The 24,401-nt window shown below is 44.9% G+C and carries 31 protein-coding genes and 1 pseudogene; 11 read left to right on the forward strand and 21 right to left on the reverse strand.

Annotated elements, in window-relative coordinates:
- Positions 1-2: 2 nt before the first annotated feature.
- The 9 genes from V7728_RS13325 to V7728_RS13365 form a co-directional block, all read right to left on the reverse strand.
- Positions 3-488, reverse strand: coding sequence for a dihydrofolate reductase (locus V7728_RS13325; RefSeq protein WP_032870014.1), 486 nt, complete (start codon positions 486-488; stop codon positions 3-5).
- Positions 485-1,279, reverse strand: a complete 795-nt coding sequence (locus V7728_RS13330) for a thymidylate synthase (RefSeq protein ID WP_025284896.1) — start codon at positions 1,277-1,279, stop codon at positions 485-487. Before V7728_RS13330 ends, V7728_RS13325 begins: the two co-directional genes overlap by 4 nt.
- A gap of 99 nt (positions 1,280-1,378) precedes the next feature.
- A complete protein-coding gene (locus V7728_RS13335; RefSeq protein WP_007409526.1) occupies positions 1,379-1,987 on the reverse strand; it encodes a YpjP family protein in 609 nt (202 codons plus the stop codon).
- Positions 1,988-2,249: 262 nt separating this feature from the next.
- Positions 2,250-3,020, reverse strand: a complete 771-nt coding sequence (locus V7728_RS13340; RefSeq protein ID WP_032870018.1) for a class I SAM-dependent methyltransferase — start codon at positions 3,018-3,020, stop codon at positions 2,250-2,252.
- Between the two features lie 39 nt (positions 3,021-3,059).
- Positions 3,060-3,494, reverse strand: coding sequence for a BrxA/BrxB family bacilliredoxin (locus V7728_RS13345; protein ID WP_003153619.1), 435 nt, complete (start codon positions 3,492-3,494; stop codon positions 3,060-3,062).
- Between the two features lie 81 nt (positions 3,495-3,575).
- The gene (gene ilvD / locus V7728_RS13350) at positions 3,576-5,252 is read right to left on the reverse strand and encodes a dihydroxy-acid dehydratase (protein ID WP_099566861.1); all 1,677 of its coding nucleotides are present in this window, start codon (positions 5,250-5,252) and stop codon (positions 3,576-3,578) included.
- Positions 5,253-5,504: 252 nt separating this feature from the next.
- Positions 5,505-6,638, reverse strand: a complete 1,134-nt coding sequence (locus tag V7728_RS13355; RefSeq protein WP_335371367.1) for a conserved virulence factor C family protein — start codon at positions 6,636-6,638, stop codon at positions 5,505-5,507.
- Between the two features lie 68 nt (positions 6,639-6,706).
- A complete protein-coding gene (locus V7728_RS13360) occupies positions 6,707-7,315 on the reverse strand; it encodes an HD domain-containing protein (protein WP_099566863.1) in 609 nt (202 codons plus the stop codon).
- A gap of 11 nt (positions 7,316-7,326) precedes the next feature.
- Positions 7,327-7,809, reverse strand: coding sequence for a glutathione peroxidase (locus V7728_RS13365; protein WP_007409521.1), 483 nt, complete (start codon positions 7,807-7,809; stop codon positions 7,327-7,329).
- Between the two features lie 283 nt (positions 7,810-8,092).
- On the opposite strand from V7728_RS13365, the gene metA reads away from it, so the two are divergent.
- The 4 genes and pseudogenes from metA to cspD all read left to right on the forward strand — a co-directional run bounded on the left by metA (position 8,093) and on the right by cspD (position 10,787).
- Positions 8,093-8,998 carry a homoserine O-acetyltransferase MetA gene (gene metA, locus V7728_RS13370; protein WP_003153608.1) on the forward strand — a complete coding sequence of 302 codons (906 nt, stop codon included), beginning with the start codon at positions 8,093-8,095 and terminating at the stop codon, positions 8,996-8,998.
- A 224-nt stretch (positions 8,999-9,222) separates the two neighbouring features.
- Entirely contained in the window at positions 9,223-10,365 is a 1,143-nt protein-coding gene (locus V7728_RS13375; protein ID WP_007409520.1) for a diglucosyl diacylglycerol synthase, read from the forward strand.
- Positions 10,366-10,459: 94 nt separating this feature from the next.
- Positions 10,460-10,571, forward strand: a pseudogene (locus V7728_RS13380) (hypothetical protein); the annotation flags it as partial.
- A 15-nt stretch (positions 10,572-10,586) separates the two neighbouring features.
- Positions 10,587-10,787 carry a cold-shock protein CspD gene (cspD, locus tag V7728_RS13385; RefSeq protein ID WP_003230776.1) on the forward strand — a complete coding sequence of 67 codons (201 nt, stop codon included), beginning with the start codon at positions 10,587-10,589 and terminating at the stop codon, positions 10,785-10,787.
- Between the two features lie 53 nt (positions 10,788-10,840).
- Here cspD and V7728_RS13390 read toward each other — a convergent pair whose 3' ends face one another.
- Positions 10,841-11,023 carry a hypothetical protein gene (locus V7728_RS13390; RefSeq protein ID WP_012117812.1) on the reverse strand — a complete coding sequence of 61 codons (183 nt, stop codon included), beginning with the start codon at positions 11,021-11,023 and terminating at the stop codon, positions 10,841-10,843.
- A 161-nt stretch (positions 11,024-11,184) separates the two neighbouring features.
- On the opposite strand from V7728_RS13390, the gene V7728_RS13395 reads away from it, so the two are divergent.
- Positions 11,185-11,442, forward strand: coding sequence for a DUF2564 family protein (locus V7728_RS13395; protein WP_007409519.1), 258 nt, complete (start codon positions 11,185-11,187; stop codon positions 11,440-11,442).
- A 26-nt stretch (positions 11,443-11,468) separates the two neighbouring features.
- On the opposite strand, the gene V7728_RS13400 is transcribed toward V7728_RS13395, so the two are convergent.
- Together V7728_RS13400 and V7728_RS13405 are read right to left on the reverse strand one after the other, a co-directional pair.
- Positions 11,469-11,651 carry a zinc-finger domain-containing protein gene (locus V7728_RS13400; protein WP_040238014.1) on the reverse strand — a complete coding sequence of 61 codons (183 nt, stop codon included), beginning with the start codon at positions 11,649-11,651 and terminating at the stop codon, positions 11,469-11,471.
- Positions 11,652-11,653: 2 nt separating this feature from the next.
- On the reverse strand, positions 11,654-12,325 hold the full coding sequence (locus V7728_RS13405; RefSeq protein ID WP_099566864.1) for a ribonuclease H family protein: 672 nt from the start codon (positions 12,323-12,325) through the stop codon (positions 11,654-11,656).
- Between the two features lie 81 nt (positions 12,326-12,406).
- On the opposite strand from V7728_RS13405, the gene V7728_RS13410 reads away from it, so the two are divergent.
- The 3 genes from V7728_RS13410 to sspL are packed head-to-tail and all read left to right on the forward strand — an operon-like array spanning position 12,407 to position 13,666.
- Positions 12,407-13,087 (forward strand): queuosine precursor transporter, encoded by a 681-nt coding sequence (locus tag V7728_RS13410; protein ID WP_012117815.1) that lies wholly within the window; start codon positions 12,407-12,409, stop codon positions 13,085-13,087.
- Positions 13,088-13,093: 6 nt separating this feature from the next.
- Entirely contained in the window at positions 13,094-13,486 is a 393-nt protein-coding gene (locus V7728_RS13415; protein WP_015240064.1) for a reverse transcriptase-like protein, read from the forward strand.
- 51 nt (positions 13,487-13,537) lie between these two features.
- Positions 13,538-13,666 carry a small, acid-soluble spore protein L gene (gene sspL, locus V7728_RS13420; RefSeq protein ID WP_003153575.1) on the forward strand — a complete coding sequence of 43 codons (129 nt, stop codon included), beginning with the start codon at positions 13,538-13,540 and terminating at the stop codon, positions 13,664-13,666.
- Between the two features lie 5 nt (positions 13,667-13,671).
- Here the strand turns inward: sspL and V7728_RS13425 are convergent, their stop codons facing one another.
- The 7 genes from V7728_RS13425 to V7728_RS13455 all read right to left on the reverse strand — a co-directional run bounded on the left by V7728_RS13425 (position 13,672) and on the right by V7728_RS13455 (position 20,735).
- Positions 13,672-14,559, reverse strand: a complete 888-nt coding sequence (locus tag V7728_RS13425; RefSeq protein ID WP_025284902.1) for a 5'-3' exonuclease — start codon at positions 14,557-14,559, stop codon at positions 13,672-13,674.
- A 93-nt stretch (positions 14,560-14,652) separates the two neighbouring features.
- The gene (locus V7728_RS13430) at positions 14,653-14,796 is read right to left on the reverse strand and encodes a hypothetical protein (RefSeq protein ID WP_003153570.1); all 144 of its coding nucleotides are present in this window, start codon (positions 14,794-14,796) and stop codon (positions 14,653-14,655) included.
- Between the two features lie 76 nt (positions 14,797-14,872).
- Positions 14,873-15,130 (reverse strand): YpbS family protein, encoded by a 258-nt coding sequence (locus V7728_RS13435; RefSeq protein WP_012117818.1) that lies wholly within the window; start codon positions 15,128-15,130, stop codon positions 14,873-14,875.
- A gap of 68 nt (positions 15,131-15,198) precedes the next feature.
- On the reverse strand, positions 15,199-18,777 hold the full coding sequence (locus tag V7728_RS13440) for a dynamin family protein (RefSeq protein ID WP_099566865.1): 3,579 nt from the start codon (positions 18,775-18,777) through the stop codon (positions 15,199-15,201).
- Positions 18,778-18,960: 183 nt separating this feature from the next.
- Positions 18,961-19,056 carry a Fur-regulated basic protein FbpC gene (gene fbpC / locus V7728_RS13445; RefSeq protein WP_025284905.1) on the reverse strand — a complete coding sequence of 32 codons (96 nt, stop codon included), beginning with the start codon at positions 19,054-19,056 and terminating at the stop codon, positions 18,961-18,963.
- A gap of 72 nt (positions 19,057-19,128) precedes the next feature.
- Positions 19,129-19,635 (reverse strand): isoprenylcysteine carboxyl methyltransferase family protein, encoded by a 507-nt coding sequence (locus V7728_RS13450; protein WP_060562806.1) that lies wholly within the window; start codon positions 19,633-19,635, stop codon positions 19,129-19,131.
- Positions 19,635-20,735 carry a type III polyketide synthase gene (locus V7728_RS13455; protein ID WP_076425345.1) on the reverse strand — a complete coding sequence of 367 codons (1,101 nt, stop codon included), beginning with the start codon at positions 20,733-20,735 and terminating at the stop codon, positions 19,635-19,637. The genes V7728_RS13450 and V7728_RS13455 overlap by 1 nt, the downstream gene beginning before the upstream one ends.
- Before the next feature lie 165 nt (positions 20,736-20,900).
- On the opposite strand from V7728_RS13455, the gene V7728_RS13460 reads away from it, so the two are divergent.
- Positions 20,901-21,509 carry a GNAT family N-acetyltransferase gene (locus tag V7728_RS13460; RefSeq protein WP_015240071.1) on the forward strand — a complete coding sequence of 203 codons (609 nt, stop codon included), beginning with the start codon at positions 20,901-20,903 and terminating at the stop codon, positions 21,507-21,509.
- 28 nt (positions 21,510-21,537) lie between these two features.
- Here the strand turns inward: V7728_RS13460 and V7728_RS13465 are convergent, their stop codons facing one another.
- Positions 21,538-21,846 carry an MGMT family protein gene (locus tag V7728_RS13465; RefSeq protein ID WP_007612133.1) on the reverse strand — a complete coding sequence of 103 codons (309 nt, stop codon included), beginning with the start codon at positions 21,844-21,846 and terminating at the stop codon, positions 21,538-21,540.
- A 231-nt stretch (positions 21,847-22,077) separates the two neighbouring features.
- Between V7728_RS13465 and V7728_RS13470 the strand changes: the two genes are divergently transcribed.
- Together V7728_RS13470 and V7728_RS13475 are read left to right on the forward strand one after the other, a co-directional pair.
- Positions 22,078-22,347 carry a hypothetical protein gene (locus V7728_RS13470; RefSeq protein WP_007409508.1) on the forward strand — a complete coding sequence of 90 codons (270 nt, stop codon included), beginning with the start codon at positions 22,078-22,080 and terminating at the stop codon, positions 22,345-22,347.
- A 513-nt stretch (positions 22,348-22,860) separates the two neighbouring features.
- On the forward strand, positions 22,861-23,445 hold the full coding sequence (locus V7728_RS13475) for a DUF421 domain-containing protein (RefSeq protein WP_025284908.1): 585 nt from the start codon (positions 22,861-22,863) through the stop codon (positions 23,443-23,445).
- Between the two features lie 244 nt (positions 23,446-23,689).
- Here the strand turns inward: V7728_RS13475 and V7728_RS13480 are convergent, their stop codons facing one another.
- Positions 23,690-24,256, reverse strand: a complete 567-nt coding sequence (locus V7728_RS13480; protein WP_099566866.1) for a cysteine hydrolase family protein — start codon at positions 24,254-24,256, stop codon at positions 23,690-23,692.
- Positions 24,257-24,401: the final 145 nt, after the last annotated feature.

The following is a 24,401-nucleotide window of genomic DNA, read 5'->3' on the forward strand; positions in this document are numbered from 1 at the left end:
ACTCAATTCTTTTTCTCGTATACAAAGTACTCATAATCGTAAGGGTTTTTTTCATCTTTTACTCCCTGTTTGCGGGATGTCAATTCCCATTCAGCTTCATTAAATTCCGGAAAAAAACGGTCTCCTTCAAAGACATGGTGAATTTTTGTCATGTAGAGTCTGTCCGCATAAGGAAAGAGCGCACTGTACAGCTGGGCGCCGCCGATCACAAAGCATTCTTCATCGGCCGGGATCAGCTTGAGCACTTCCTCAGCCGAGTCGGCGGTAATACAGCCCGGGAATAAAGATTCGTCCCGTGAGGTTACAACGATGTTACGCCGATTCGGAAGCGGGCGTCCGATTGATTCAAACGTTTTCCGCCCCATTACAATGGTGTGGCCCGTCGTCACTTTTTTGAAATATGCGAGATCATCGGGAAGGTGCCAAGGCAGATCGTTATCTTTTCCGATCAGCCGGTTTTCATCCATCGCAAAAATAAACGAAATCATACGCTGACAGCTCCTTTTATGTGCGGATGCGGGTCATAATCCTCAATGATAAAGTCTTCAAACGTAAAATCAAAAATAGAATCAACATTTCGCGCAAACCGCAGTTTCGGCAGCGGACGGACATCCCTTGTCAGCTGCAGATTCACCTGCTCCACATGGTTTTGGTAAATGTGGACGTCTCCGAATGTATGAACAAACTCACCCGGTTCAAGTCCCGTCACATGCGCGATCATCAATGTTAAAAGCGCATAAGACGCAATATTAAACGGCACGCCGAGAAAGACATCCGCTGAGCGCTGATAAAGCTGACACGACAGTTTTCCGTCCGCGACATAAAACTGAAACAGGCAGTGGCAAGGCGGAAGCGCCATATGATCAATTTCGCCGACATTCCAAGCGCTGACGATTAAACGTCTGGAATTCGGGTTTGTCTTGATGTCATGAATCAGCCGGGAGATTTGATCAATGGTCTCGCCGTCCGCTCCGCGCCATGAACGCCATTGAGAACCGTAAACCGGTCCGAGTTCTCCGTTTTCATCTGCCCATTCGTTCCAGATGCGGACTCCGTTTTCCTGAAGGTAGCGGACATTCGTATCTCCTTTTAAAAACCATAGCAGCTCATGCGCGATGGATTTAAAATGGAGCTTTTTCGTCGTAAGCATCGGGAAACCTTCCTGAAGGTTAAACCGCATTTGGTAGCCGAACGTGCTGATCGTACCCGTTCCCGTACGGTCTCCTTTTTTTTCTCCGTTTTCTAACACATGACGGCACAAATCTTTATATTGTTTCATTTTTTTCATCCTTTTAAAGTAGTCTTTTAGTAGTGTAACACAATAAAAAATCATTTCTGCAAAATTTCTCAGAAATGATTTTTTTATTTCTTCTCGCTATTACACGCTCATCCAGTCAGGCGGCGTATTGCGGTCCCAGTAAATGCTGCCGAGCTCATGATGTGACTGAAATCCGTCTTCAGCGGTATGGTAATGAAAATTAAACCAGTAGCCGTCTTGCGGGGGATGATCCCGGCGGACGTGGAACCTTAAAAGATCTTCACCCGTCAGCCTGTTATACACATGAAAAATTTTTTCGGTTTTTCCGGCCGACGGTTTGCTGGAAATAACCACATCCTGATACGCTTCATCATCTTGAAACTTGGCTAAATGTCCTGTGATCACATCTTCGATTTTCGGCAGAATTTCACTTCTGTAATCATCTTCAATGACCGGAGAGATTTTGCTGCCGAATTTTAAAAATGATTGATTTTCAGCATCACCGAGAAGCTGCTGCTGATACGATTGAAACAGTAATTCAGGCTCCCGCCCTGCCTTCTCTTCTCCCGGCAGGGCGTGTTCATCATAAAAAGCGGTGTAATCATTCTGCTCAAGACTGCTCGACTGTCCTGAAGGCTTGTCTGTCATCAAAGCAGCCGGAGGAGACACGAGTCCGAACGTTACAATGGTAAACAGAACCACAAGGGTCTTTTTCATCCACAATTTCATGACAGATTGTTCCCCTCTGTTTTATTGTCCTCTTTTCCTTTATTTTAGCATAGATGAAAGCGCGGCGTCATGTCCGGCAGCGTATTATCATGCAATATGGGAAATTGGTAACTGTGACCGAGCGGATAAACCGCTTACAATAAGAAGGAGAAAAAGGAGGGGATGAGATGATTAACGCTTTATTTGCGACAGTATCACTTCTCACGCTGCTTTATTTTGTCGTTATGGAAATCACTGATTAACGAAAAAGAAGCCCATGATATCATGAGCTTACATGGATGACACCGAAGTGGAAAAGCGCCGTCTTTCTTTTCAGCACCTTGAAGCCGTATCGTTCAAACCGCGGGCTTTTCCAATGGTCTTTAAGCACTACGCATTTTTTCGCCGCCCGGACGGCTTGCGTGATGCACTCTTCGTTAAAACCCTCTTCTGCCAGCGCGCGGAGCGGTGCAATGCCGTCTGACGTTTCAACAGGTTCGTGAAACATCGGGTCAAAATAAATGACATCTACCGATGAATCAGGAAGCTCCCGCAAATAATCGGCGCAGTCGGCATGTTTGACCTGAATGCGTTTCATGGCGGTTTGGAGCTGCTCCATTCCGGTTTCCCACGTTTGAAGTCCTGTTTCAACAAGCAATGAGACAAGCTTGTTTTTCTCCAGGCCGATGACTTGTCCGCTTTTTCCGACTGCCAGGCTTGCCAAAATCGCATCGGATGCCAGGCCGAGCGTACAATCTAAAAAGGAATCCCCTTCGCGTAATCCGGCTGCTTTTAACAACGGCTCGGCTTCCCCTCTCAAAAACCGCTTTGCGCGGAACATCGCTGTATTCGGGTGAAAAAAGAACTTCTCCCCTTGCTTCGTGTAAAGTTCGAACCGTTCCTTTCCGATGACTAAAAGATCGCTAGCCGCTCGTTCCAGCATTTTTTCAATGGGCTGTTTATTGCGGCTGCAGTAAGTGTCACCCAGCTTGACACTGAGCGACTGCGCTGTGTGTATCGTATATTCGCTTGGTCTGTAACTCGTTGTGATCATCTTTTTCTCCAAAAAGAAAATGCCCGGAATTCGGGCATTTCAGCAGTGCGCATCGAAGGCATCCGTCAGATTTTTCATAATTTCCTCCATGTCATGCCCTTCGATTTCGTGGCGGGGAATAAAATGAACGACCTCTTTCCCTTTTAACAGCGCCATTGAAGGCGAGGAAGGTTCCTGCCCCGTAAAATATTCACGCATTTTTGCAGTTGCGTCTTTATCTTGACCGGCAAATACGGTAACCGTATGATCAGGCGCTTTTTCATGCTGTAAAACAGCCTGAGTCGCAGCCGGACGGGCAAGACCTGCTGCACAGCCGCACACGGAGTTGACAACGACCAATGTCGTGCCCTCTGCCTGTTCCATAAAGCTTTCTACTTCTTCAGCAGTCGTTAATTCCTGAAAACCCGCACCCGTCAGCTCACGGCGCATCGGCACGACCAGCTGGCGCATATATTCTTCATAAGCCATTGACATAAAAAAGCCCCCTCTAAAATCCTTATATGAAGTCAAGGATACTATAGAGGGGGCCGGAATTCAATTGTTCAGGCCTCTGTTTTATATTTTCATGATTCCGCCCGTATTGGCGCTTGTTACGAGTTTGGAATACCGGGCCAGATATCCTGTTTTTACTTTCGGCTCGAAGCCTTTCCATTCGGCCTTGCGTTTTTCCCATTCTTCTTCAGGCACTTGTACGTCCAAAATCCGTTTTTCTATGTCAACGATGACATGGTCACCGTTTTCTACGAATGCGAGCGGGCCGCCTTCAGCCGCTTCAGGCGATACGTGCCCGATTGAAAGGCCCCGGGACGCTCCTGAAAAACGGCCGTCTGTAATAAGCGCCACTTTCGGGCCAAGCCCCATTCCGACAATCTGAGACGTCGGAGCGAGCATCTCCGGCATGCCCGGGCCGCCCTTTGGCCCTTCATAACGGATAATGACAACATCTCCTTCTTTTACTTTGCGGTTTATAATGCCTTCAAGCGCGGCATCCTGGGAATCAAAGACGACAGCGGGACCTTCATGTCTTGTAATCCCGTCCTGTACGCCGCCTGTTTTGATAATGGCGCCGTCCGGAGCCAGATTCCCAAACAGGACGGCCAAACCGCCTTTTTCGGTAAACGGATTGTCAAGCGGATGAATCACGTCATAATCCTTTACTTCATGACCCGCAATTGTTTCTCCGAGTGTGCGGCCTGTTACAGTCAGCGCGTCAAGATGAAGCGCCCCTTCTTTTTTCGCTAATTCATTAAGGGCCGCCGAGACTCCGCCCGCTTCGTGCAGATCTTCAATGAAGACGTCCGAGGCCGGCGCCAATTTCGATAAGTGAGGCACTCGTTCAGCCACTTCGTTAATGCGTTCTAAAGAGTACTCAACCCCAGCTTCATTGGCAAGCGCAAGCGTATGTAGCACTGTGTTGGTTGAGCCGCCGAGAGCCATGTCTAACGCAAATGCGTTGTCAATCGCTTTTTCGGTGACGATATCGCGCGGCTTAATGTCTTTTTTGATGGTCTCCATCAATTGGGCCGCTGATTTTCTCACAAACTCTTTTCTTTCCGGTGAAGTTGCAAGAATTGTTCCGTTGCCCGGAAGCGCCAGACCGAGCGCTTCAGACAGACAGTTCATGGAGTTTGCCGTAAACATGCCCGAACAAGATCCGCACGTCGGGCAGCCGAACTGTTCCAGCTCCTGCAGGTCGCTTTCACCGATTTTCCCGGCTTGATATGCGCCGACGCCTTCAAATACTGAAGAAAGCGAAATTTTGCGGCCGTCGCTTGTGCGGCCGGCTGCCATCGGCCCCCCGCTGACAAAAATGGTCGGAATATTAATCCGCATAGCCGCCATCAGCATTCCCGGCGTAATTTTGTCGCAGTTCGGAATGCAGACCATTCCGTCAAACCAGTGCGCCGAGACGACCGTTTCAACTGAATCGGCAATGATTTCGCGGCTCGGCAGCGAATATCTCATGCCGATATGCCCCATTGCGATTCCGTCATCTACTCCGATCGTGTTAAATTCAAAAGGCACACCGCCCGCTTCCCTGATTGCTTCTTTTACGATTTTTCCAAATTCCTGCAGGTGAACATGCCCGGGAACGATATCGATGTATGAATTACAGACCGCGATAAACGGCTTGCCGAAGTCCTCTTCTTTTACGCCGGCAGCGCGAAGAAGGCTGCGGTGCGGCGCTCTGTCAATTCCCTGTGTGATCATGTTGCTGCGTAATTCTGCCATGGTGATCCCCCTACTGTTTTTAGACTGTGCACTATTTTTAAAATTTTCAGTTTATTCTAGGGCGCGTTCTGCAAATTTTACAGTGTCTTTGCCCTGTCTCGCTTTTCTATTCTTTCTGTATTTCGATAAAAACCCTCCAACAATTAATATTGTACTTACTATATAGAGTTTTGAATCATTTTTCAACAATATTCTAAATAATTTTTATAAAAAGTGAATTCAAATAAAAAAGGTGCATGGCGCACCTTTTTGTTATAACTGTTCTTTTTTTCTGCTTTCAGTCATCTGTTTCCAGACTGAACCTTTCGCCTCTTCTCCGTGCTCAATCCGTTCAATCGCCATTTTGACTTGCAGGCTGACTTCGAATTCCGGATCGTCTTCCGCCGCTTTTAATGCTTCCAGCGCGCTTTTATTGCCGACTTCATATAAAAACATGGCCGCGCGCCAGCGCACGAGCTTACTTGAGTCACTGAGCGATTTTATCATGGCCGGGATGGCGCTCTCATCGCCGAGATCCGACAGACAGTCACCCGCCGTCCTTCTGACCGTCACCGTTTTGTCTTCAAGCGCTTTGTATAACAGCGGAAGCACAGACGGCTTTTCGATCATTCCCAAATAAACGACGGCTTGTCTTCTGATCGAAGTCTTCGGATCATGCAGCGCCTTTTCCAATACTGGTAAATCGTCTTCATCCGGATCCATTTGCTCAAGATGGGCATAGCGCTGTTTCCAGTCTTCATCATCAAGCATGTCCAGTGTCACTTTATAAGCTTTCCGCTGCACTGCAGGTCTGGCCTCACCCTTTTGCTGTGCGGCTGCTTCTGTCAGGCGTTTGAGCCGCTCATCACTGTAGGCGGCCTGAAGCTCTTCTGTGACATCGTGTCCGATTTCGGTAAAATCTCCGAAGCGCACGCCTTGTTCTTTCCAAGTCCGCTCAAATACAACATTTGAAGCTTCGGAACGCAGCTTTAAAATGGCTTCTTGGAAACGTTCCGGAAGGCCGAAGCGCTCTTCACGTTCGCCGTCCGTCAATTTGACCTGCATCGGGATTCCGCTGAACATTTGTACGAAAACTTTCACTTCACCGAACGATTCCTGTTCAGAACGGCTCTCTGACTGCTCCGTATGTTCCATTCCGAAGGCGGAACGGACCTGAGGCAGAATTTCCTTCCAGTCAAAACGTGCGTTTCTCTCCACAGCCAGGAAATCGGCAACGTGATAAACGCCCTTTACTCCTTCAATGTTTAAAATATCACGTACGACAACCGGAGCATCATCTGCCTGATCGGGCTTGTAATTGTTGCTTTTCCCTGCCGGAAGCTCTTCAGTCAAAATCACTTTCATCGTGTTCGGACTCGGCGTCGGTTCTATTGATTTAATCTTCATATTGGTCCTCCTATGCGCAATCTGACACTTATTCTAACATAGTCGGCACAAGCGTTCTATTGCACCGCTTAGCTTTTGCAAATGCCGGCCTCTTTTTGGATACGGGCGGCGAACTGTAAAAGAAATTGATGCCGCTCCTCTGCTAAACCGGCCCCCGCTTTTGTATTCATTAAGCCTTTAAGCTTGATTAATTTATCCTCTATATGGGCCAGCACACTTGTTTGAGTTCCGTACATCGGATGACCCTTCGCCCCGGCAAACATAAAAGCCCTGCCGATGCCCGCTGCGCCGATCGCATCAAGCATGTCTGCATCCTGAACAACTTTCCCCTCCAATGAAAGCGGCCGCTTTATCAGCAGTTCCCTGTGTCTGAATGACATTCTCGTGATAATATCCGTGATCTCCTGAATGGAGTCAGCCGCGATGTTGAAAGCAGCCAGCCGTTCTGTCACTTCGCCCGCCGTCAGCCTTTCGCTTTTTTCGAGCTTGGCGTCAATCAGATCATGAACCAGCGCGGCCGTCTCAGTGATAAATAAGTCGGCGCCTTCTTCTTTTGCCATATAAACAGAAAGTGTTGCGACCCGGGAAATATGAAGCCAGTCATGGCCCGTTCGTTCATTGATAAGCTTGTCTCTGACCCAATTCCTGACGCTTTCCAGCTGCTCTTTTTCGTTCACCGTATCACCTCTTATCGGGCCAAAAGCCTCTGCACCGTATCTTCAAGCTCTTTTGGGTTGACGTTCGGTGAAAAACGCCCGGTGACTTCACCGTTTCGGTCCACGATAAACTTAGTGAAATTCCATTTGACCGCTTTTGTGCCGAGCATCCCCTTCGCCTGCTCCGTCAGATATGTGAAGAGAGGATGAGCGTCTGCTCCATTGACATCAACTTTCGCAAACATCGGGAATGTGACTCCGTAGTTTTTCACACAGAACTCTTGAATTTCCGCTTCGTTTCCAGGTTCTTGGTTCATGAATTGGTTGCAGGGAAATCCCAATATTTCAAGACCTTCCTCCCGATATGTATCATAGAGCTCCTGAAGCTGCTTGAGCTGGGATGTGAACCCGCATTTGCTTGCTGTATTCACAATGATCATCACCTTGCCTCTGTAAGCCGATAGCGTCATGTCTTCGCCTGTTATGGTCCGTACGTTTATATCGTAAATTGTCATCTGCGGCCCTCCTTTTTACATTCTTCATTTATTTTACCTGTTTTACACTGCAAAACAAACGGCAACCGCTTTTTCCTTCCACTTAACGGAAAACGTTTTATTCGAGGAACCAAACGGCTCTTTACCCGTCATAATAAAGAGCCGCTCCGAATTTATGCCCATTTGCCGCTTTTATCCCTGTCATTATGCGTTAAATGCGGTTTATTACGCCGGGATGGATTGAAAAATGGCTTAAAAATTTCTATAATGAAGAAAATTAACGGGGAATAACGGAGGTGGCATGTTGCCTATTAATATACCAAATCACCTGCCCGCTAAGCAGGTGCTTGAAAGTGAACACATCTTTGTAATGGATGAAAGCCGGGCTTTTCATCAGGATATCCGGCCGCAGAAGATCGTGATTTTAAATCTGATGCCGAAAAAAATCCAAACGGAAACCCAGCTCCTCAGGATGCTTGGGAATTCACCTTTACAAGTTCACTTTACGTTCTTAATTCCGAGCACACATACTCCAAAAAATACGGCAAGGCAGCATCTGGATGAGTTTTATACGGATTTTTCCAGCATCCGCCACAAACGGTTTGACGGAATGATTATTACCGGGGCTCCGATTGAGCACCTGCCGTTTGAAGATGTTTCTTACTGGGAAGAATTGAAGGAAATCATGGAATGGAGCAAAACGAATGTCACTTCAACCCTCCATATCTGCTGGGGCGCTCAAGCCGGTTTATACTATCATTACGGCATTGAGAAAGTGGAGCTGCCGAAAAAAATCTTCGGTGTGTTTGAGCATACCGTTCTTAAAAAACATGAGAGATTGGTAAGAGGATTTGACGAGCTATACTATGTGCCCCACTCACGGCATACAGATATTAATACGGAGCAGCTGCAATCGGCTTCGGATCTGGATGTGCTCAGCGTTTCAGAGGAAGCGGGGGTCTGTTTAATCGTTTCAAAAGACGAAAAACAGATTTTCTTAACGGGTCATCCGGAATACGATACCGATACGCTACTTCAGGAGTATGAGAGAGACATAGAGAGAAATCTTTCAAACGTAGAAGCTCCTAAGCACTATTTTGCGCCCGGCGGGAAAGAACCTGTTAACCGCTGGAAAGCTCATGCAACGTTATTGTTTATGAATTGGCTGAATTATTACGTATATCAGGAAACCCCGTATGAATGGGATTAATTTTTGTTTTGAGTGATACGGTGACAAAAATATGATAAAATACTCTTGATTCAGTATGCGTATAACAAAACTTTAAAATAATGGAACATATCAATTAAATTTAGTTTAAATATGTTGCCGCGCTTATTATAAAATGATGCACTTGTGTTATGTTTATCTATAGACAATAACTCCTTACGATGCATGAAGCTTGCTTGTTGTTGATTACATTGAGGTGAATTTACTTGAATACCAATAAAAAAGTATTAATTTTGACTGCAAATTACGGAAACGGGCATGTTCAAGTGGCCAAAACGCTCTACGAACAGTGTCTGCGTCTCGGCTTAGATGTGACGGTTTCCAATTTGTATCAAGAGTCAAATCCGATTGTTTCAGAGGTTACTCAATACCTTTATTTAAAAAGCTTCTCAATCGGGAAACAGTTTTATCGTTTGTTTTATTACGGAGTTGACAAAATCTATAATAAACGCAAATTCAATATTTATTTTAAAATGGGAAATAAACGTTTAGGCCAGCTCGTCGAAGAGCATAAGCCGGACATTATTATCAATACATTTCCGATGATTGTCGTACCGGAATACAGACGGAGAACCGGAAAAGTGATCCCGACGTTCAACGTTATGACCGATTTCTGCCTTCACAAAATCTGGGTTCATGAAAATGTTGATAAATATTATGTCGCCACAGATTACGTGAAGGAAAAACTGATTGAAATCGGCACTCACCCGAACAACGTAAAGATCACGGGCATTCCCATCAGGCCTCAATTCGAGGAATCAATGCCGAAAGAGCCGATTTATAAAAAATACAATCTCTCTCCCGACAAAAAAGTTCTTCTTATTATGGCGGGAGCGCATGGTGTGCTGAAAAACGTAAAAGAACTGTGCGAAAATCTCGTTCATGACGATCAGGTGCAGGTTGTGGTGGTATGCGGCAAAAACAGCTCGCTGAAAGAATCCCTCAGTAGCTTGGAAGGTGACAATGCCGACCGGCTGAAAGTTCTGGGCTATGTAGAAAGAATTGACGAGCTGTTCCGTATTACGGACTGCATGATCACGAAACCGGGCGGCATCACACTGACGGAAGCGACGGCGATCGGAGTACCCGTTATTTTGTACAAACCGGTTCCCGGGCAGGAAAAAGAAAACGCCATTTTCTTTGAAGATCGCGGTGCGGCTGTTGTGGTCAACCGCCACGAAGAAATTTTAGAGTCTGTCACCTCCCTTCTTGCGGATGAGGAGAAGCTGAACCGGATGAAGGACAATATTAAAAGCCTTCACCTCCCCAACTCTTCTGAGGTCATTTTGCAGGACATTATAAAAGAATCTGAAATGATGGCCGGGAAGGCGGATATGGCATTATCGTAAAAGAAAAGCACACGAACGATTCGTGTGCTTTTTGTTTTTTTCCGGATAAGCTTTGGCACTGGAAAAATAAAGATGAAAAATAGAGAGCGGCCGCTTGACGCCCGCTCCCATATGGTGTATAGTTGAACCATCATTTAACAACGTAAACATACGTACGGTTGAATGATGACAAAATTTTTTTTAGCACGAAGGTGCTACAGTACTAGGAGGAATTAAGCAATATGCAAAACGGTAAAGTAAAATGGTTCAATAACGAAAAAGGATTCGGCTTCATCGAAGTTGAAGGCGGAGACGACGTATTTGTTCACTTCACTGCTATCGAAGGAGACGGATACAAATCATTAGAAGAAGGACAAGAAGTTTCTTTTGAAATTGTCGAAGGTAATCGTGGACCTCAAGCTTCTAATGTTGTAAAACTCTAAACTCAATACATGTTGATCAGATGACACAAATAGAGGAGAGGCGTATGCCTCTCCTATTTGATTGCCGTCTGAATCTCAATTGCGACAAGATTCTGCTTGCAGCGCTGCTCGATTTCTTCAATTTGTTTCTCCATTGACGGCATTCCTTTTTTCGCCATTTCCGCTAAACTTCCCAAATCACCGTATATTTCTTTAAATGTCTGCTGAAGGATTGTTTTTAAATCTTTATCATTCACGGCTGGTTTTTCCCTTCTCTCCCAAGATACCCTGAATAATAGTAAATAAGCCCTAATTAATCAGGTTCAATAGTTATATCGGCTTATTTTCTATATTTTTTTCTATTTTCCGTACATATTTCTAAAAAAAATCTCCAAACTATTTGCGGAGGTGTTTTTTAATGGACTCTGAATTTTTTCCAAACGGACTGACGGATAAACGCCAGCTTGAATTAGCGGTAGAAACGGCCCAGAAAACAACGGGAGCGGCAACCCGGGGCCAAAATTCAACTTTGGTGGAATCTGCTTACCAGGCGATTCAGGATGCCAGAACGATGTCACAATCCAGTGAACTGCAAGCTCTCGACCAGGATTTTCTGCAAAAGCAGCGAATGCTTCTCGACGATTGTCAGCATCAGCTCGATGAATTCGAAAAATAAAACCGCAGAAACTGCGGTTTTATTTTTTATTGATTTGCCAGCACCTTGCCGTAGGCTTTCAGCTTCTCCCCCACCGTGCATTGGTTGATGCAGAAAGAATGAGCGTGCGTTTTTCCAAACTCTTTGCGAAAATGCTTTTTTACGAAACAGTCTTTGCAATATTCATCCTGAAGCTCTGTCAATTCTTTATAAATGCTTTTTTTATCCAATATCAGTCATCTCCGTTACCTTCTAATGTTATACGGCTTTCAATCTGCCGGTCCGAGAGAATTTTTCTGGCAAGGTCATCCGCTTCTTGATTTTCCTTTCGGTTTACGGCTTCATATGTCGGTGTCAGCTTTAAGGATTTGAGCAGCGCTTCAATTTTATCCAGCCATTCGTTTTGCGTTTCATCATAACACGGCCAGCTGCCGTCAAGCTGATGTAAAACGACGAGGGAATCCCCTCTTATCGTGATTGAATTTCTGCTTGCGCCAAGTTCCTGCACTTCCTTAAGCGCTTCGTATAAAGCGGCATATTCCGCCTCATTGTTCGTCTGAAGCGTTAAGCTTTTGTTTTTCCGTATGCGGTATCGCTTGCCGCCGATAGAATAATACACGACAATTCCGAGTCCGGCGCGTCCGCTTGTTTTGTCAAAGCCGCCGTCGAAATACACTGTAATGTCGTCAGGTTCGTGCGCAAGCTCTTCAGTAAGCTTTTCTAATTCTTTAAGCGTCCAGCTCGCGCCTTTTTCATCCTCAAAATAAATGTCTTTTATATAAGGAAAGCGGCTGACTTCTCTTGCAAGCATGCGCGCTTTCGGAACGGTCAGCCAATCTTCGGAAAAAAACGCGACAGGGCCTGTTCCTTTTGCTTCTATTTCGATATACGGCTTAAGATTCATTGAAATCACCTTACCATTCATTAGTTGACGGGCGTGTGCTATAATCAAACCATTCTCAAATTGAAAGGAAGTCAGCAGGTTTTGTTTAACGATGTGTTATGGATCTTATTTGCGGTCATTCATTTTATCATTGTTCTTCTGTTTTATAAAGGATTTGGCAAAACGGGCCTATTCGTATGGATCGGTTTCGCCACGGTGTGCGCCAACTTGCAGGTTGTCAAAACAGTCGAACTGTTCGGGCTTACGGCGACACTGGGAAATATCATGTACGGCACCGTTTTCTTCGCAACGGATGTGCTGAATGAAAAATACGGTCCCAGGGAAGCGCGCAAAGCCGTCTGGCTCGGGTTTTCCACTCTGCTCGCTTTGACATGCGCCATGCAGGGGGCTCTTTTATATAAACCGGCTGCGTCAGATATCGCACAGCCTGCCCTTGAGACGATTTTCGGTTTTCTGCCGCGTGTTGCGCTCGGAAGCCTCTTGGCTTTTATTTTCAGCCAAACGATAGATGTTTATGTATATTCAGCCATACGGAGAATCTTTCCTTCAGACAGGCTTCTTTGGCTCAGAAACAGCGGAAGCACGGCGCTCAGCCAGCTGCTGGATACATTTATCTTCACTGCCGTGGCCTTTATCGGCGTTTATTCCGCGGGAGTATGGTTCAGCATCTTCATTTCAACTTACCTGATTAAATTTGCGGTATCACTCATTTCTGTCCCTTATGCGTATGCGGCAAAACGAATGACACCGAATGGAGAGTGACGGATGATGCCCGCTGAAATTTATGTAGACGGTGCAAGCGCCGGAAACCCGGGCCCGTCCGGTATCGGTATTTTTATTAAACATGACGGGGAAACAGAATCTTTCTCAATTCCGATCGGCGACCATTCAAATCAGGAAGCTGAATTTCTCGCTTTAATTGAAGGAATGAAGCTGTGTGCCGCCCGCGGATTTGAGTCCGTGTCATTCCGGACGGATTCGGATATCGTGGAGCGGGCCGCAGATCTTGAAGCGGTTAAAAACAAGGCTTTCCAGCCGTTTGTTGACGAAATCATCCGCTTAAAGGCCGAATTTCCATTGTTTTTCATTAAGTGGATTCCCGGCAGACAAAACCAAACAGCCGATCAGCTCGCAAAAAAAGCGATTCGGCTGAATAAATAACCGGAATGAAATTGCGTCTCACTGTTCATCCTACAAATGAGGTGAACAGCTATGAGAAAGGAAAATAAAGGCCGGCTGACTGGGGGCGTGAATCCTCAGGGAAATATGGAAGGAAATGCGCATAAAGACCCGAAATCAGCCCTTGAAAACAACGCAAAAAAAAGCAATACAAAACGCTAGAGGGATCAGCTGATCTCTCTGGCGTTCAGCTTTTCGAGCATCCTTTCAATTCCTTTTATCTGATGACGTCTGAGCATTAATGCCGCCTCTTCCATCTTTAATGAAAAAAGCGCTTCTTCAAGCGTACAGACTAACGGCACCTCGCAATGTATTTCAGCAAGCTGCCTTGACAGCTCCAATTCTTTCAAGCTTTGCTGAATTTTCGTTTGCTGGCCCTTCGGCAAGAGAGCGAGGCTTTCTAATAACCGGTCTATGTTTTGGTATTCACGGATCAGCTTGTACGCCGTTTTTTCCCCGATCCCTTTAACGCCGGGATAGTTATCGCTCGTGTCTCCCATCAGCGCCTTAATGTCAATCAGCGCTTTTGGCGGAACTCCCGTTTCTTCTCTAAATATCTCATCTGTATATACCTTATAATTGCCGATACCCTTTTGCAGCAGCGCTACTCGAACTTGATGATTCAGCAATTGAAGCAGATCTTTATCACCCGTTACAATCGTAATTTCCGCTTCCCCGGAAAATAGGGCAGAAAGCGTACCGATACAGTCATCCGCCTCATAGCCTTTTATGCCGATGTTTAAAAAACCGAGCTCTCGCGCTGCTTCTTTCGCTAGATCAAATTGCGGAATCAGCTCTAGCGGCGGTTCACTTCTGTTGGCCTTATAATCTTGAAACAAATCATTGCGGTACGTTTTGCTTCCCATATCCCAGCAGCAGACGACATGTGTGGGCTGAAACGTATCAACCGCCGTAATAAGATGCTTTAAAAAACCGTTGACGCCGTTTGTGGGAATTCCGTTTTCATTTATCATAAAATTGCGATGAACGGCCGTCGCGAAAAACGAGCGGAACAAAAGCGCCATGCCGTCAACGAGCAGTAATTTATTATTCATATATCGAAACTCCTTTTTATTCAATGTTCCTATTTTACCAAAGAAGGCGGTAAAAAAACAGCATCCCCCCATTTGGAAGATGCTGCCGTCACGTTATTCACCGTGTCTTTTATTGCTTGCCATCAGCTTTTCAGCTTCACGGCCGGCATAAGAATCAAATTTCTGTCCGAAGCCGTTTTTCTTTTTGGCATTGTTATTCTGCTGAGCATTTCTGTTTCCCAGTTTTGTTCTGCCCATGGTCATATCCCCCTTTAGAGAAGATACGGATAGTATGTACAGCAAGCGCTGATGACACACGCGGCAGGTTCATCCATTACTGTCTGCTGACGAATTCTTTCACCATCTCTTCACTTACGAATCGTCTTTGCGGCACGATGCCCTTTTTCGCCAGCTGGTTCATTTTTGCGGTGATGCCATTGATGGCATCTGTCGTGAACGGTTTATTCTGTCTGCATTTTACAATGGCTTCTTCAATGGCCTGTTCACGCTCATAATCAAGCTGTACAAATGTTTTGACGTGCTGATGCTGTTTTGCGGAATGTGCTGAAATTGCTTTATGGACTTCTGACATAAAAGGTTTCATCTCGCTTTTTTTCATTTTAGTCTACCACGACTGTAATCTGCCCGCCAAGCGGATTTTTAAATTTTCAGCATTTCATCTTTCTTTTTCCATGCTTTTTCGGCTTCGTAAAGGTGTTCAATTTCCCTTGCACTCGTATTTTCCGCAAGACCTTGTAAATAAGTGTCCCGCTGCTCGCGGATCTGGGAAAGGCTTTTATCCGCCATGTCTTCTTGCAGACGGCGCACCTGCTCAGCATATCGCTCTGAAAGGCTTTCTTTCTCCTGCTCAAGCCACTTTTCTGTCACTTTTTGCAGGCTCAGCCTGAGCCCTTCTACAAACGCTGCTTTTCCGTTCTGTTCAAAAAACTGCTTCGGTGATTTAACTTCCTTTACGTGATGTGAGAATGCCGAGACGTCAATGACCGGAGCGACCTCTTTCAGCTGAACGGCAAATTCGTTTTCACCGCTCACATAAATGGAGAAATCTCCGTCTTCCATAAGCTTCTTCTGACAGTTTTCCATCCATTCCTCAGTCATATGGCGCTCAATAAAACCGGTCATCCGGATATCGAGCGTTTTCAGCTCTTGAATATATTCAAAACGGAATTCCTTGAGCGCTTCATTCAGCGCCGCTGATATATTTTGTTTCCAATCACCGTTTTGAAGACCCGGATGGAAGGTGGTTTTCAGCATATCATTCGCATAAAACGTCAGGCGGTGTTTAATGTGATAGAGCTGTTCTTCCGTATCTTTCATCACTTTTCGAATGATGACCTCAGACGTACGGCGCTTTGAAATGTCAGCGAGAGCTTTTTCATAGGAAGACTCCAGACGCTGTTTCTTTTTCTCTTTTTCTTCTGCCGACTGGTGAAGAGATTCGTGAAGCTGTTCCACCATATCGCACAATTTGTCCGCTTCTGTTTTCAGCTGGGCGCAGCTGGCCCTCATTACATCTTCCTCAATAAAGTGCTCAAGCCCGGTTCTTACATCAGAGAACCTGTTATAAAAAGCTTCTTTTTTACCCGCAAGCTCTTCTTTACTTGAGACATGATATAATTTCGGCCGGTTAATTCCCTCTTTTGAGAGTTCTGAGCGGACATAGTCTTTGACGGTTTCCAGCTCGCTTTCGGTTTTGGCCAGATCGGCGGCGTTAATGACAAAAAACATTTTATCCATGCCGAATGATTCTTTGACGAGGCCGAGTTTCTTCAGAAAAGACCTGTCTCCTTTTGAAAAAGAATGCTGATAGTACGTCATATAAAAGAACGCGTCAGCATCTTTTATATATTGAAAGGCAAGCTCCGTATGGCGCTTGTTTATACTGCTTGCTCCTGGCGTATCAACAATGGTGATGCCTTTTTGCGTGAGAGGCGAATCATAATACACGGTGACTTCTTTTACGCAGCAGGCCGTTTTTTCTTCGGCTGCGTACGGTTTTAAATCTTCAACCGGCACCGTCAGTGTCAGCCTTTGACGGATCTGTTCTTCATACGCATCAAACGCCTGCAGCATCGTCTGAATCACCGGGATGAGTTCATCCGGAACTTTTCCCTTTTTAATGGCATAATTCCATCTCTCTTTCAGTGAACGCCCCTTTACATCAGCATCTTTCAGCTCAGTCAGCTGAAGCATTTCAGCGTCCAGCTCCTCCTCCGTTTTAAAAACGATCTCCGCAGATTTATGCGGTTTGCCGTCTTGCGGTTTCGTTATTTTGTTGATCGTAGCCGTTGTGGGCGTCGGTGATGACGGAAGCACGTATTCACCGACAAGCGCATTTGCAAATGATGATTTACCGGAACTGAATCCGCCGAATAACGCCAAGGTAAACTGGCGGTTTTCAAGCCGCTCAATCCTGCTTCGAAAGGCTTCTGCCTGTTTTCCTAAAATGCTTGAGGATTCAAGAATCCCGGCAAGCTCATAGAACCGATCAGTCTGCTCTTTTATAGGAAGTTCCTTCATCGCATTTTTTTCGGGCTTGCTTACTTCATGCTGTACAGCCTCTTTTGGTTTCTTTTGGACGGGCGCTTTTGCAAGGCGTTTTTTTCGCGTATACCAGTCGCCGCTTCCCGTATCACAGGTTAATTCTTCTTCCCACAAAGCGCGGACGCGGGCTGCTTTTTCCAAGGCATTGCGTTCTTCTTTTGCCGATTGCGCGAGCTCATCCCTTATTTTCTTTTCTTTTTCGAGCCGGTTTTTCAAGTTCTCAATGAGCGGTCCGTTTTTTGTCTGAACATAAGCGGTCAGCTCCTCAATGAGTTCCGCTGTCTGTCTTTTGGCTTCCCTTCTGATCATTTCAGCGAGGTCTTTCGTATAAGTTAATACATATTCAGATGAAAAGGCCGCTCCCTGCTTAAGGGCCTGAGCGGTGATATCATCAGAAAGCGGTGTGCGGTACGCCTGGATTTTCTTGATCAGTTCGTCCGAATCCGCTTCATACCGCTTGGCCGCTTTCGTAAATGTGTCGATAATATGCCAATCCGCTTCCCCTTCCGTTCTTTTTTTAATATCGGCAAAAAATTCAGCACGCCTTCTTTCTTTTTCCGAAGCTGTTTTCGCTTTTGAAAAGAATAATCCGGTTTTAAATGAGGGCTGCTGTGATTCAATATAAGCAGATGCAAGCTCCCTCATCTCAAAGGGTGTCAGATTAGCGTTTTGCAGTATGTTCTGCACGTCTTTTCTGATGTCTTTCTCTGCTGTTTCAGCCTGTTGAACGGCTTTTTTAAGCTCATCTTCAACAGAACGGACAAGTGCTTCTTGTTTGTCAAACTGCTCTCCGCTGCCGTTTTTATCATCTTTTACGAGCAACTCTGTATGCTCTTTGACTAAGTGTGCAACTTTTCTCTCCGTTAAGGACCATAAATTTGTTTTTGCCTGCTGTTTCAGCTTCTGCAGATGTTTTTTCAGCTGTTCCATGCCGTTTAAAGGATGGTCAGGCTCAGTGACAGACGTAAAGAAAAGCGATTCTTTCGGTATTCCCGCGCCTTCAAGCATGTCTTCCACCTGCCTGCGGTACTCTTCAAACTTCGTTTCAGTTTCATCATGTCTGTCAATTTGGTTGACGATCAGAAATAAATTCGGAATACGGTCTTTGATGGAGCTGAGAAACAGCATATTTTCTTCTGAATGGACGTGATTATAATGAACGACGTAAAATAAAGCGTCAGCCTGATGGAGAACCGAAGCGGCAGATAAAAAATGCGCTTCGTCCGTCGAATCAATTCCCGGTGTGTCAATGTAGGCCGCATAAGGCTCTGACTCCTTAAAGCCGGCATAGACTTCCACCGTTTCAATTTGCTCACCGTCTTTACAGAATTGCTGCACTTGTTCTTTATCGTAACTTCCTTTAATTTCTGCATAAGCCCCGTCCGTCGTATGAAGCACGACTTTATCTTCACCGTGCCGGATGACAACGAGGTTGGCGCTTGTGGGAATCGGGCTTGTCGGCAGTATGTCTTCACCGAGCAATGTGTTTAATAAAGAGGACTTTCCGGCCGAATAATGCCCGGTAAACGCGATATAAACCTCTTCATCAGCCGCTTTTTTCATAATGGCCGCGAGCTGATCGGCCCGTTTTTCATCCTGATGATCCAAAAATTGTGCGTATAAGGCACCCGTTCTGCTGAAAATCTCCCTGTTATGGCGTTCTTCTTCTGTCATGTGTCTTTACCCCTTTGTGTCTGTCGCATCAAATGACGTTTTTCATTTTTAGAAAGCTCTGAAAAAAACCTCTCCCCCATTTTACACAAGAATGGCTCACTTTTCTTCAGGAAACGCAAAAAAGCCGCCGATATCGGCAGCTGATAAAGAAAAAACACCCGCGGCAGGAAAAACCGCAGATGTTTAAGAAGACATCGATTTATTCGAAACTTTTTTCAATACGAAACCAATTAAAACACTGTATGTACAAACGGCTGCAAATAAAAATAACATTGTCATTTTCGGCACCACCTTGAATGAGAATCATTTTCATATTTATATCTTATCATGAGTGAGAATGATTTTCAATCTCTATTTTGCGGTGTTTTCTTCTAGCGCTTTCTCTTCGGCGCGAATCCTCACAGTGAGCATGCAGGCATTGAGAATCGAAAAGAGAAACAGTGTCCAATACGCTCCGTATAACAGCGGCAGAAAAATAAATTCTAAGATGACGACCGCGTAGTTCGGGTGCTTCATCCACCTGTACGGCCCCTTTCTGACAAGCTCCGCATCCGGCACGACAAGGATTTTCGTATTCCAATACCGCCCTAATGATAATAGCGCCCAATACCTGATCCCCTGTACAAATAAAATGATACATATAATGGCGGCCCACCTTGGAGAAAGCGTTTTTTGAAACGCCGCCACCTCAGCTGTAAGAGAGACAAAAAAGAGCACGTGCATTAGGACGAGAAAGGGATAATGTCCTTCTCCGTATTCGACTGCGCCTAGCTTTTTCACCTTTTGCTCATTGCGCCGGGCCACGATCATCTCCGCAATCCGCTGGGCCGCAAGCAGCATGATAAACAGCCAAAACATTAAGAAGCCCCCTTGTCCCAGCTGAACAGCAAAAGCTCAGACGAAAATCCCGGCCCGAGAGCGCCGATCAGCCCTTTCTCGTTTTCTTTCTGCCGTCCGTGGAGCAACTGTTCTTTTATCACATGAAAAATAGTTGCGGAAGACATGTTCCCGTGTTTTTGCAGCACCTTCCGAGATGCCGCAAGCTGACCGGTGTCCATTGAAAGACTCGTTAAATAGGCGTCAATGACCTTTTTCCCGCCTGGATGGGCAAGAAAGGTTTTAATGTCGTGAGGACTGACACCATATTCAAATAAAAATTCATCAACATTGTCCTTCAGCCACTGTGAAACCAGGGTGGGAATGTCTCTTGAAAAGATGACTTGAAAACCGCTGTCGGTGAATTCCCAGCCCATCACACCTTCCGCATCCGGCATCATCACCGATTGAGTGGCGAATATCCGCGGAAGAAGCGGCTGTTTGACATCGTTTCGGTTCGCCTTTTCTCCTCCGATTAGTACTGCGGCAATTCCGTCCGCAAACAGGGAAGTTCCGATTAAGTTGCTTTTTGACTTGTCGTTCGGCTGAAACGTTAAACTGCAAAGTTCAGCCGCGATGACAAGCACGTATGCTTCAGGATACGCGCGGCAGTATTCGTACGCCCTGGACAGGCCGGCCGCTCCGCCCGCGCATCCTAAGCCCCAGATCGGTATCCGTTTTGTTTTCGCAGAAAACGGTAGCTGATTCATCACTTTCGCTTCAATGCTGGGTGTTGAAAGCCCGGTGCTGGAAATAAAAAAGATCGCATCGACTTTTTCATATGGAAAGGGATTTGTTAAACAATCCGGGTTTGTTAAACAATCAAGTGCCGCATCCGCACTGTGCTTAACGGTTTCTTCCGTATACAGCCGGTTTTTTTCTGAAAAACACCGTGCCGTTTTATACCATTCAATCGGCCGGACAAACTGCCTTGATTCAATTTCGCCGTTTTGAAAGGCTTTTAACAGCCGGTCAATATCCTTAAATGAATCGGCAAACATCCCTCTCGCAAAATCCGCCGCCGTTTCTTGCGAGACATGATACTTCGGAATGCTCGTTCCGACAGATAACACATATGCCATGCCCATCACCTCTTTACATAAAGGTTCCCGCTTTTTTCCTGAATGTATGCATAAGTTTGAATCGAGGATTTCACTGACATGCCATTTTAATAGGAAATTGGCCCTTTTGAATAAGAAACCGTTCGACTATACTTGATCCATTCATAAAAAAAGGTTGTGATTGGGATGCTGACACCTGTCATTCTTAGAGGGTCACTCGTTCAGTTAGAGCCGATGACGATTGATCACACTCAGGCACTTTGTGACGCTGCTTCAGAAAATAGGACGACTTACGCTTACACCCATGTCCCTGACGGAATCGAAGAAACAAAGCGTTATATTGAGCGCGCGCTTTCCGATTATGAAAAAAGACTTGCATTGCCTTTTGCAGTACGGAGTCTTGAAACAGACCGAATCGTCGGAAGCACGCGGTTTATGGATGCGGAAGTGTTTACGCGGCCGGCGGACGCAGCTCCGGAAGTGTGTGAGATTGGCAGCACATGGTATGCCTCTGCCGTGCAGCGGACTGGTGTCAATACGGAATGTAAACTTCTGATGCTGACTCATGCGTTTGACGTGTGGCAAGCTGTCAGGGTGACGCTGAAAACCGACGTTCGCAACCAGCGCTCACGGACTGCGATTTTGCGGATCGGAGCCCAATTTGAAGGGATCCGCCGCGCACACATTCCGGCTGTCGACGGCGGCCTCAGAGATACCGCCTACTACTCCATCCTTCGGGAGGAATGGCCTTATATCCGGCAAAACCTTTCTGGCCGGCTCAAAGCATATAACTGAAAAACCTGCCGATATACGGCAGGTTTTTTTACATATTCGGATCATGGACGTATAAATTGAGATCGATCCGTCCGTCTGACGTGACCGCTACCCCCTCAGCTTCAAGAGACAGCTTCTGTACAGAAAACATCTCTTCGTCTCTCAATCCGATTTCGCCCTTTGCATTGATGACCCTGTGCCAAGGAAGACGATGCTTTTTACTCATGGAGTGAAGAATCCTCACAACCTGCCTCGCTCCCCGCGGACTTCCCGCAAGATCGGCAATTTGACCATACGTCATCACTTTTCCTTCAGGAATCTGTTTGATAATGGCTACCGCCCGTTCCGTAAATGTCATGCAACTCCTCATTTCGACTAAAAATGATTTCCCTAGTATCATACAACAGTTTTGACGTCATATGATGATGCCTTACTCTGGAGGCTTAAAATAAGATGGTACGAGTTAATAAAACTCATGGGGGAAAATACTTTCTTATATTCACAAAAAGTTAACATAAGTTTATATGGACAAATTTTACATACAGTTATATAATACAGTTGTATCAAATAAAAAAAGGGAGTGTTTTAAATGAAATTTAAAAAAGTTTTAACCGGTTCAGCTCTATCACTTGCTTTACTTGTTTCTGCTGCTCCTGCTTTTGCAGCAAGCCCGACTGCAGATGGCGGGAGTCATAAAACTGCAGCTCCTCAGGCAGTGTTAAAAACTATATACATCAATGCTAATACACGTGGAGAACTTCTTAATGTAACAGTATTTGCTGGAGTTAAATACTATTTAAAAGATGCCAAGCAGAACAGTGATGGTACATGGACTGGTGAATACCAAGGTTGGTTTTAAGATTATCTAAGGGATAAGAGATTTTTCTCTCATCCCTTTTTTCATAGTTGTTTTCCCTACTAACCTCCTAAAAAACACGATCAGCGAAGAGCGTTGTGCGGCGATCCTAAGCAACCGTATTTCAAGCTCTGTCTCAGCAGCAGACCGTTGTTCCTCAATGCATTTTAGCAGAATGTCTCAGTATGCATCCTTTTTTGTTCCCAACCATGCCGCTTTTCCTATGACTTAATTGTGTTAATTGACAACTCGTATTTCTTGGCAAGGTTCTTCTATTTCATGCCTTACGCACTCCTTATACTCCTTGGTGTGCTTTTCAGCCACCAATATTCACCGCCGCCTCTTGTATTGGAGATTCCGAAATGAATTCACCCTCGCAGAATAGTTTCTCCAGTTAGGAAAACACCTAAAATGAATAAAATTAAATGTAAGGGCAATAATTTTTCGTGAGCAAGTACACATAAAACCTCTTACTTGCTCTTTTATTTTTGATAAAACACAATCCAGGGTGATAACATGAGATTTGCTTGGGAAGAATTAATTATAATTGCATTCGGAATGATCTTACTGAGAATTTCAGGGAGAAAATCCATTGCACAAATGACCATTGCACAGACAATGGTGATGATTTCAATCGGTACGATTATCGTTCACCCCATTTTAGAAACCAGTTTATTGAAAACATTAATCGCTGCGTCTATCCTTTTTAGCGCTTTGATTTTGATGGAATGGTTTCAAGTAAAAGTAAACTGGATTGAATCTTTTTTAACTGGAAAATCTAAATTCGTTATAGAAGACGGCCAACTCAATATAGAAAACTTAAAGAAGCTGAGACTGACAGCAGATCAACTCGAAATGCGTTTAAGACTTCTTGGCATTTCAAACATAAACACAATTAAATATGCCACTTTAGAAGCTAATGGACAATTAGGTTACGAATTAAAAGATGACTGTAAGCCTTTAACCATCAAAGACCTTAAAAATGTGATCGATCCAAAATGTCTTAACAAAGAGCCTCAGCCTCAAAAAGATGATCAAGCCAATATATTCAAGGAAATCAAAAAACACCAGACTCAGCACAAGCCAAAAAATCTTGAATAATTCGCTGATTAGTAAAGCCTTTTGTTATTCAAAACCGATGCCGAATCAGACCGTTAACCGCCAATCATTTTTTACCGAAACCGGTTTACAAGAAACAAAAAAAGCATCTGAAGCAGATGCCTTTTTTCAATCGATATTGCGACGATGAAAAAAGTCGGCAACCCCCGTATTTTCCGACGAGGTCCTTGTATGAGCCTGAATTTCAGCCGCCTATCTCTACCGCCGGCCTTAGCCATAATGTTAATCAGTTTGTTTTTATAAAATCATTGATTAATTGATCAGTCGTTAATATTGTGGCGAATTCATCATGCAATGTTGCCAGAGATATATTGTGAATAGTCTCTGCATCATAATATGTATCATTTTGATCTCTCATTCCGAAGGCTGCTGTTGCATCTGAAATCAGATATGTATCAAATCCTAAATTACCGCTCATCCTTGTGGTTGTTGAAACACAGTGCGGCGTAGTCAAGCCAGTGATTACGACAGTTGTTATATCATTTGCTTTTAAAAGCTCTTCTAGATTAGTCCCAATAAAGCTGCTGTTTACTTTTTTGGTTATAATGACTTCTTTTTCCATAGGTTTAACGATTTCCTTTATAGCAACCCCCTCATTTTTTGGATAAAATAAAGAACCAGGTTTATCAGAAGTATGTTGTATGTATATGACTGTCCATCCTTTTTCTCTCCATAATTTCAGTATTTTGCTGATATTTTCTTCCGCCTTTACGTTATTTCGTTCTCCCCACTTTTTATCATCAAAGACTTTTTGTACATCCACAATGATTAAAGCTTTTTTCTTTTCTGCCATCAGATAACCTCCTATATTGAAAATCCGTATTTATAACATTTTAAATAAAGATTTTACTTTTGTACAATTGTTTCAGTGTTAAATTTCATATCGCACCTTCCCCGTTGGAAAAGCATTGAAATATCTAAAGCTAGCACTCACTCAA

It is taken from the genome of Bacillus sp. JHAA (assembly GCF_036961585.1).
In the GTDB taxonomy this organism is placed as follows: domain Bacteria; phylum Bacillota; class Bacilli; order Bacillales; family Bacillaceae; genus Bacillus; species Bacillus velezensis.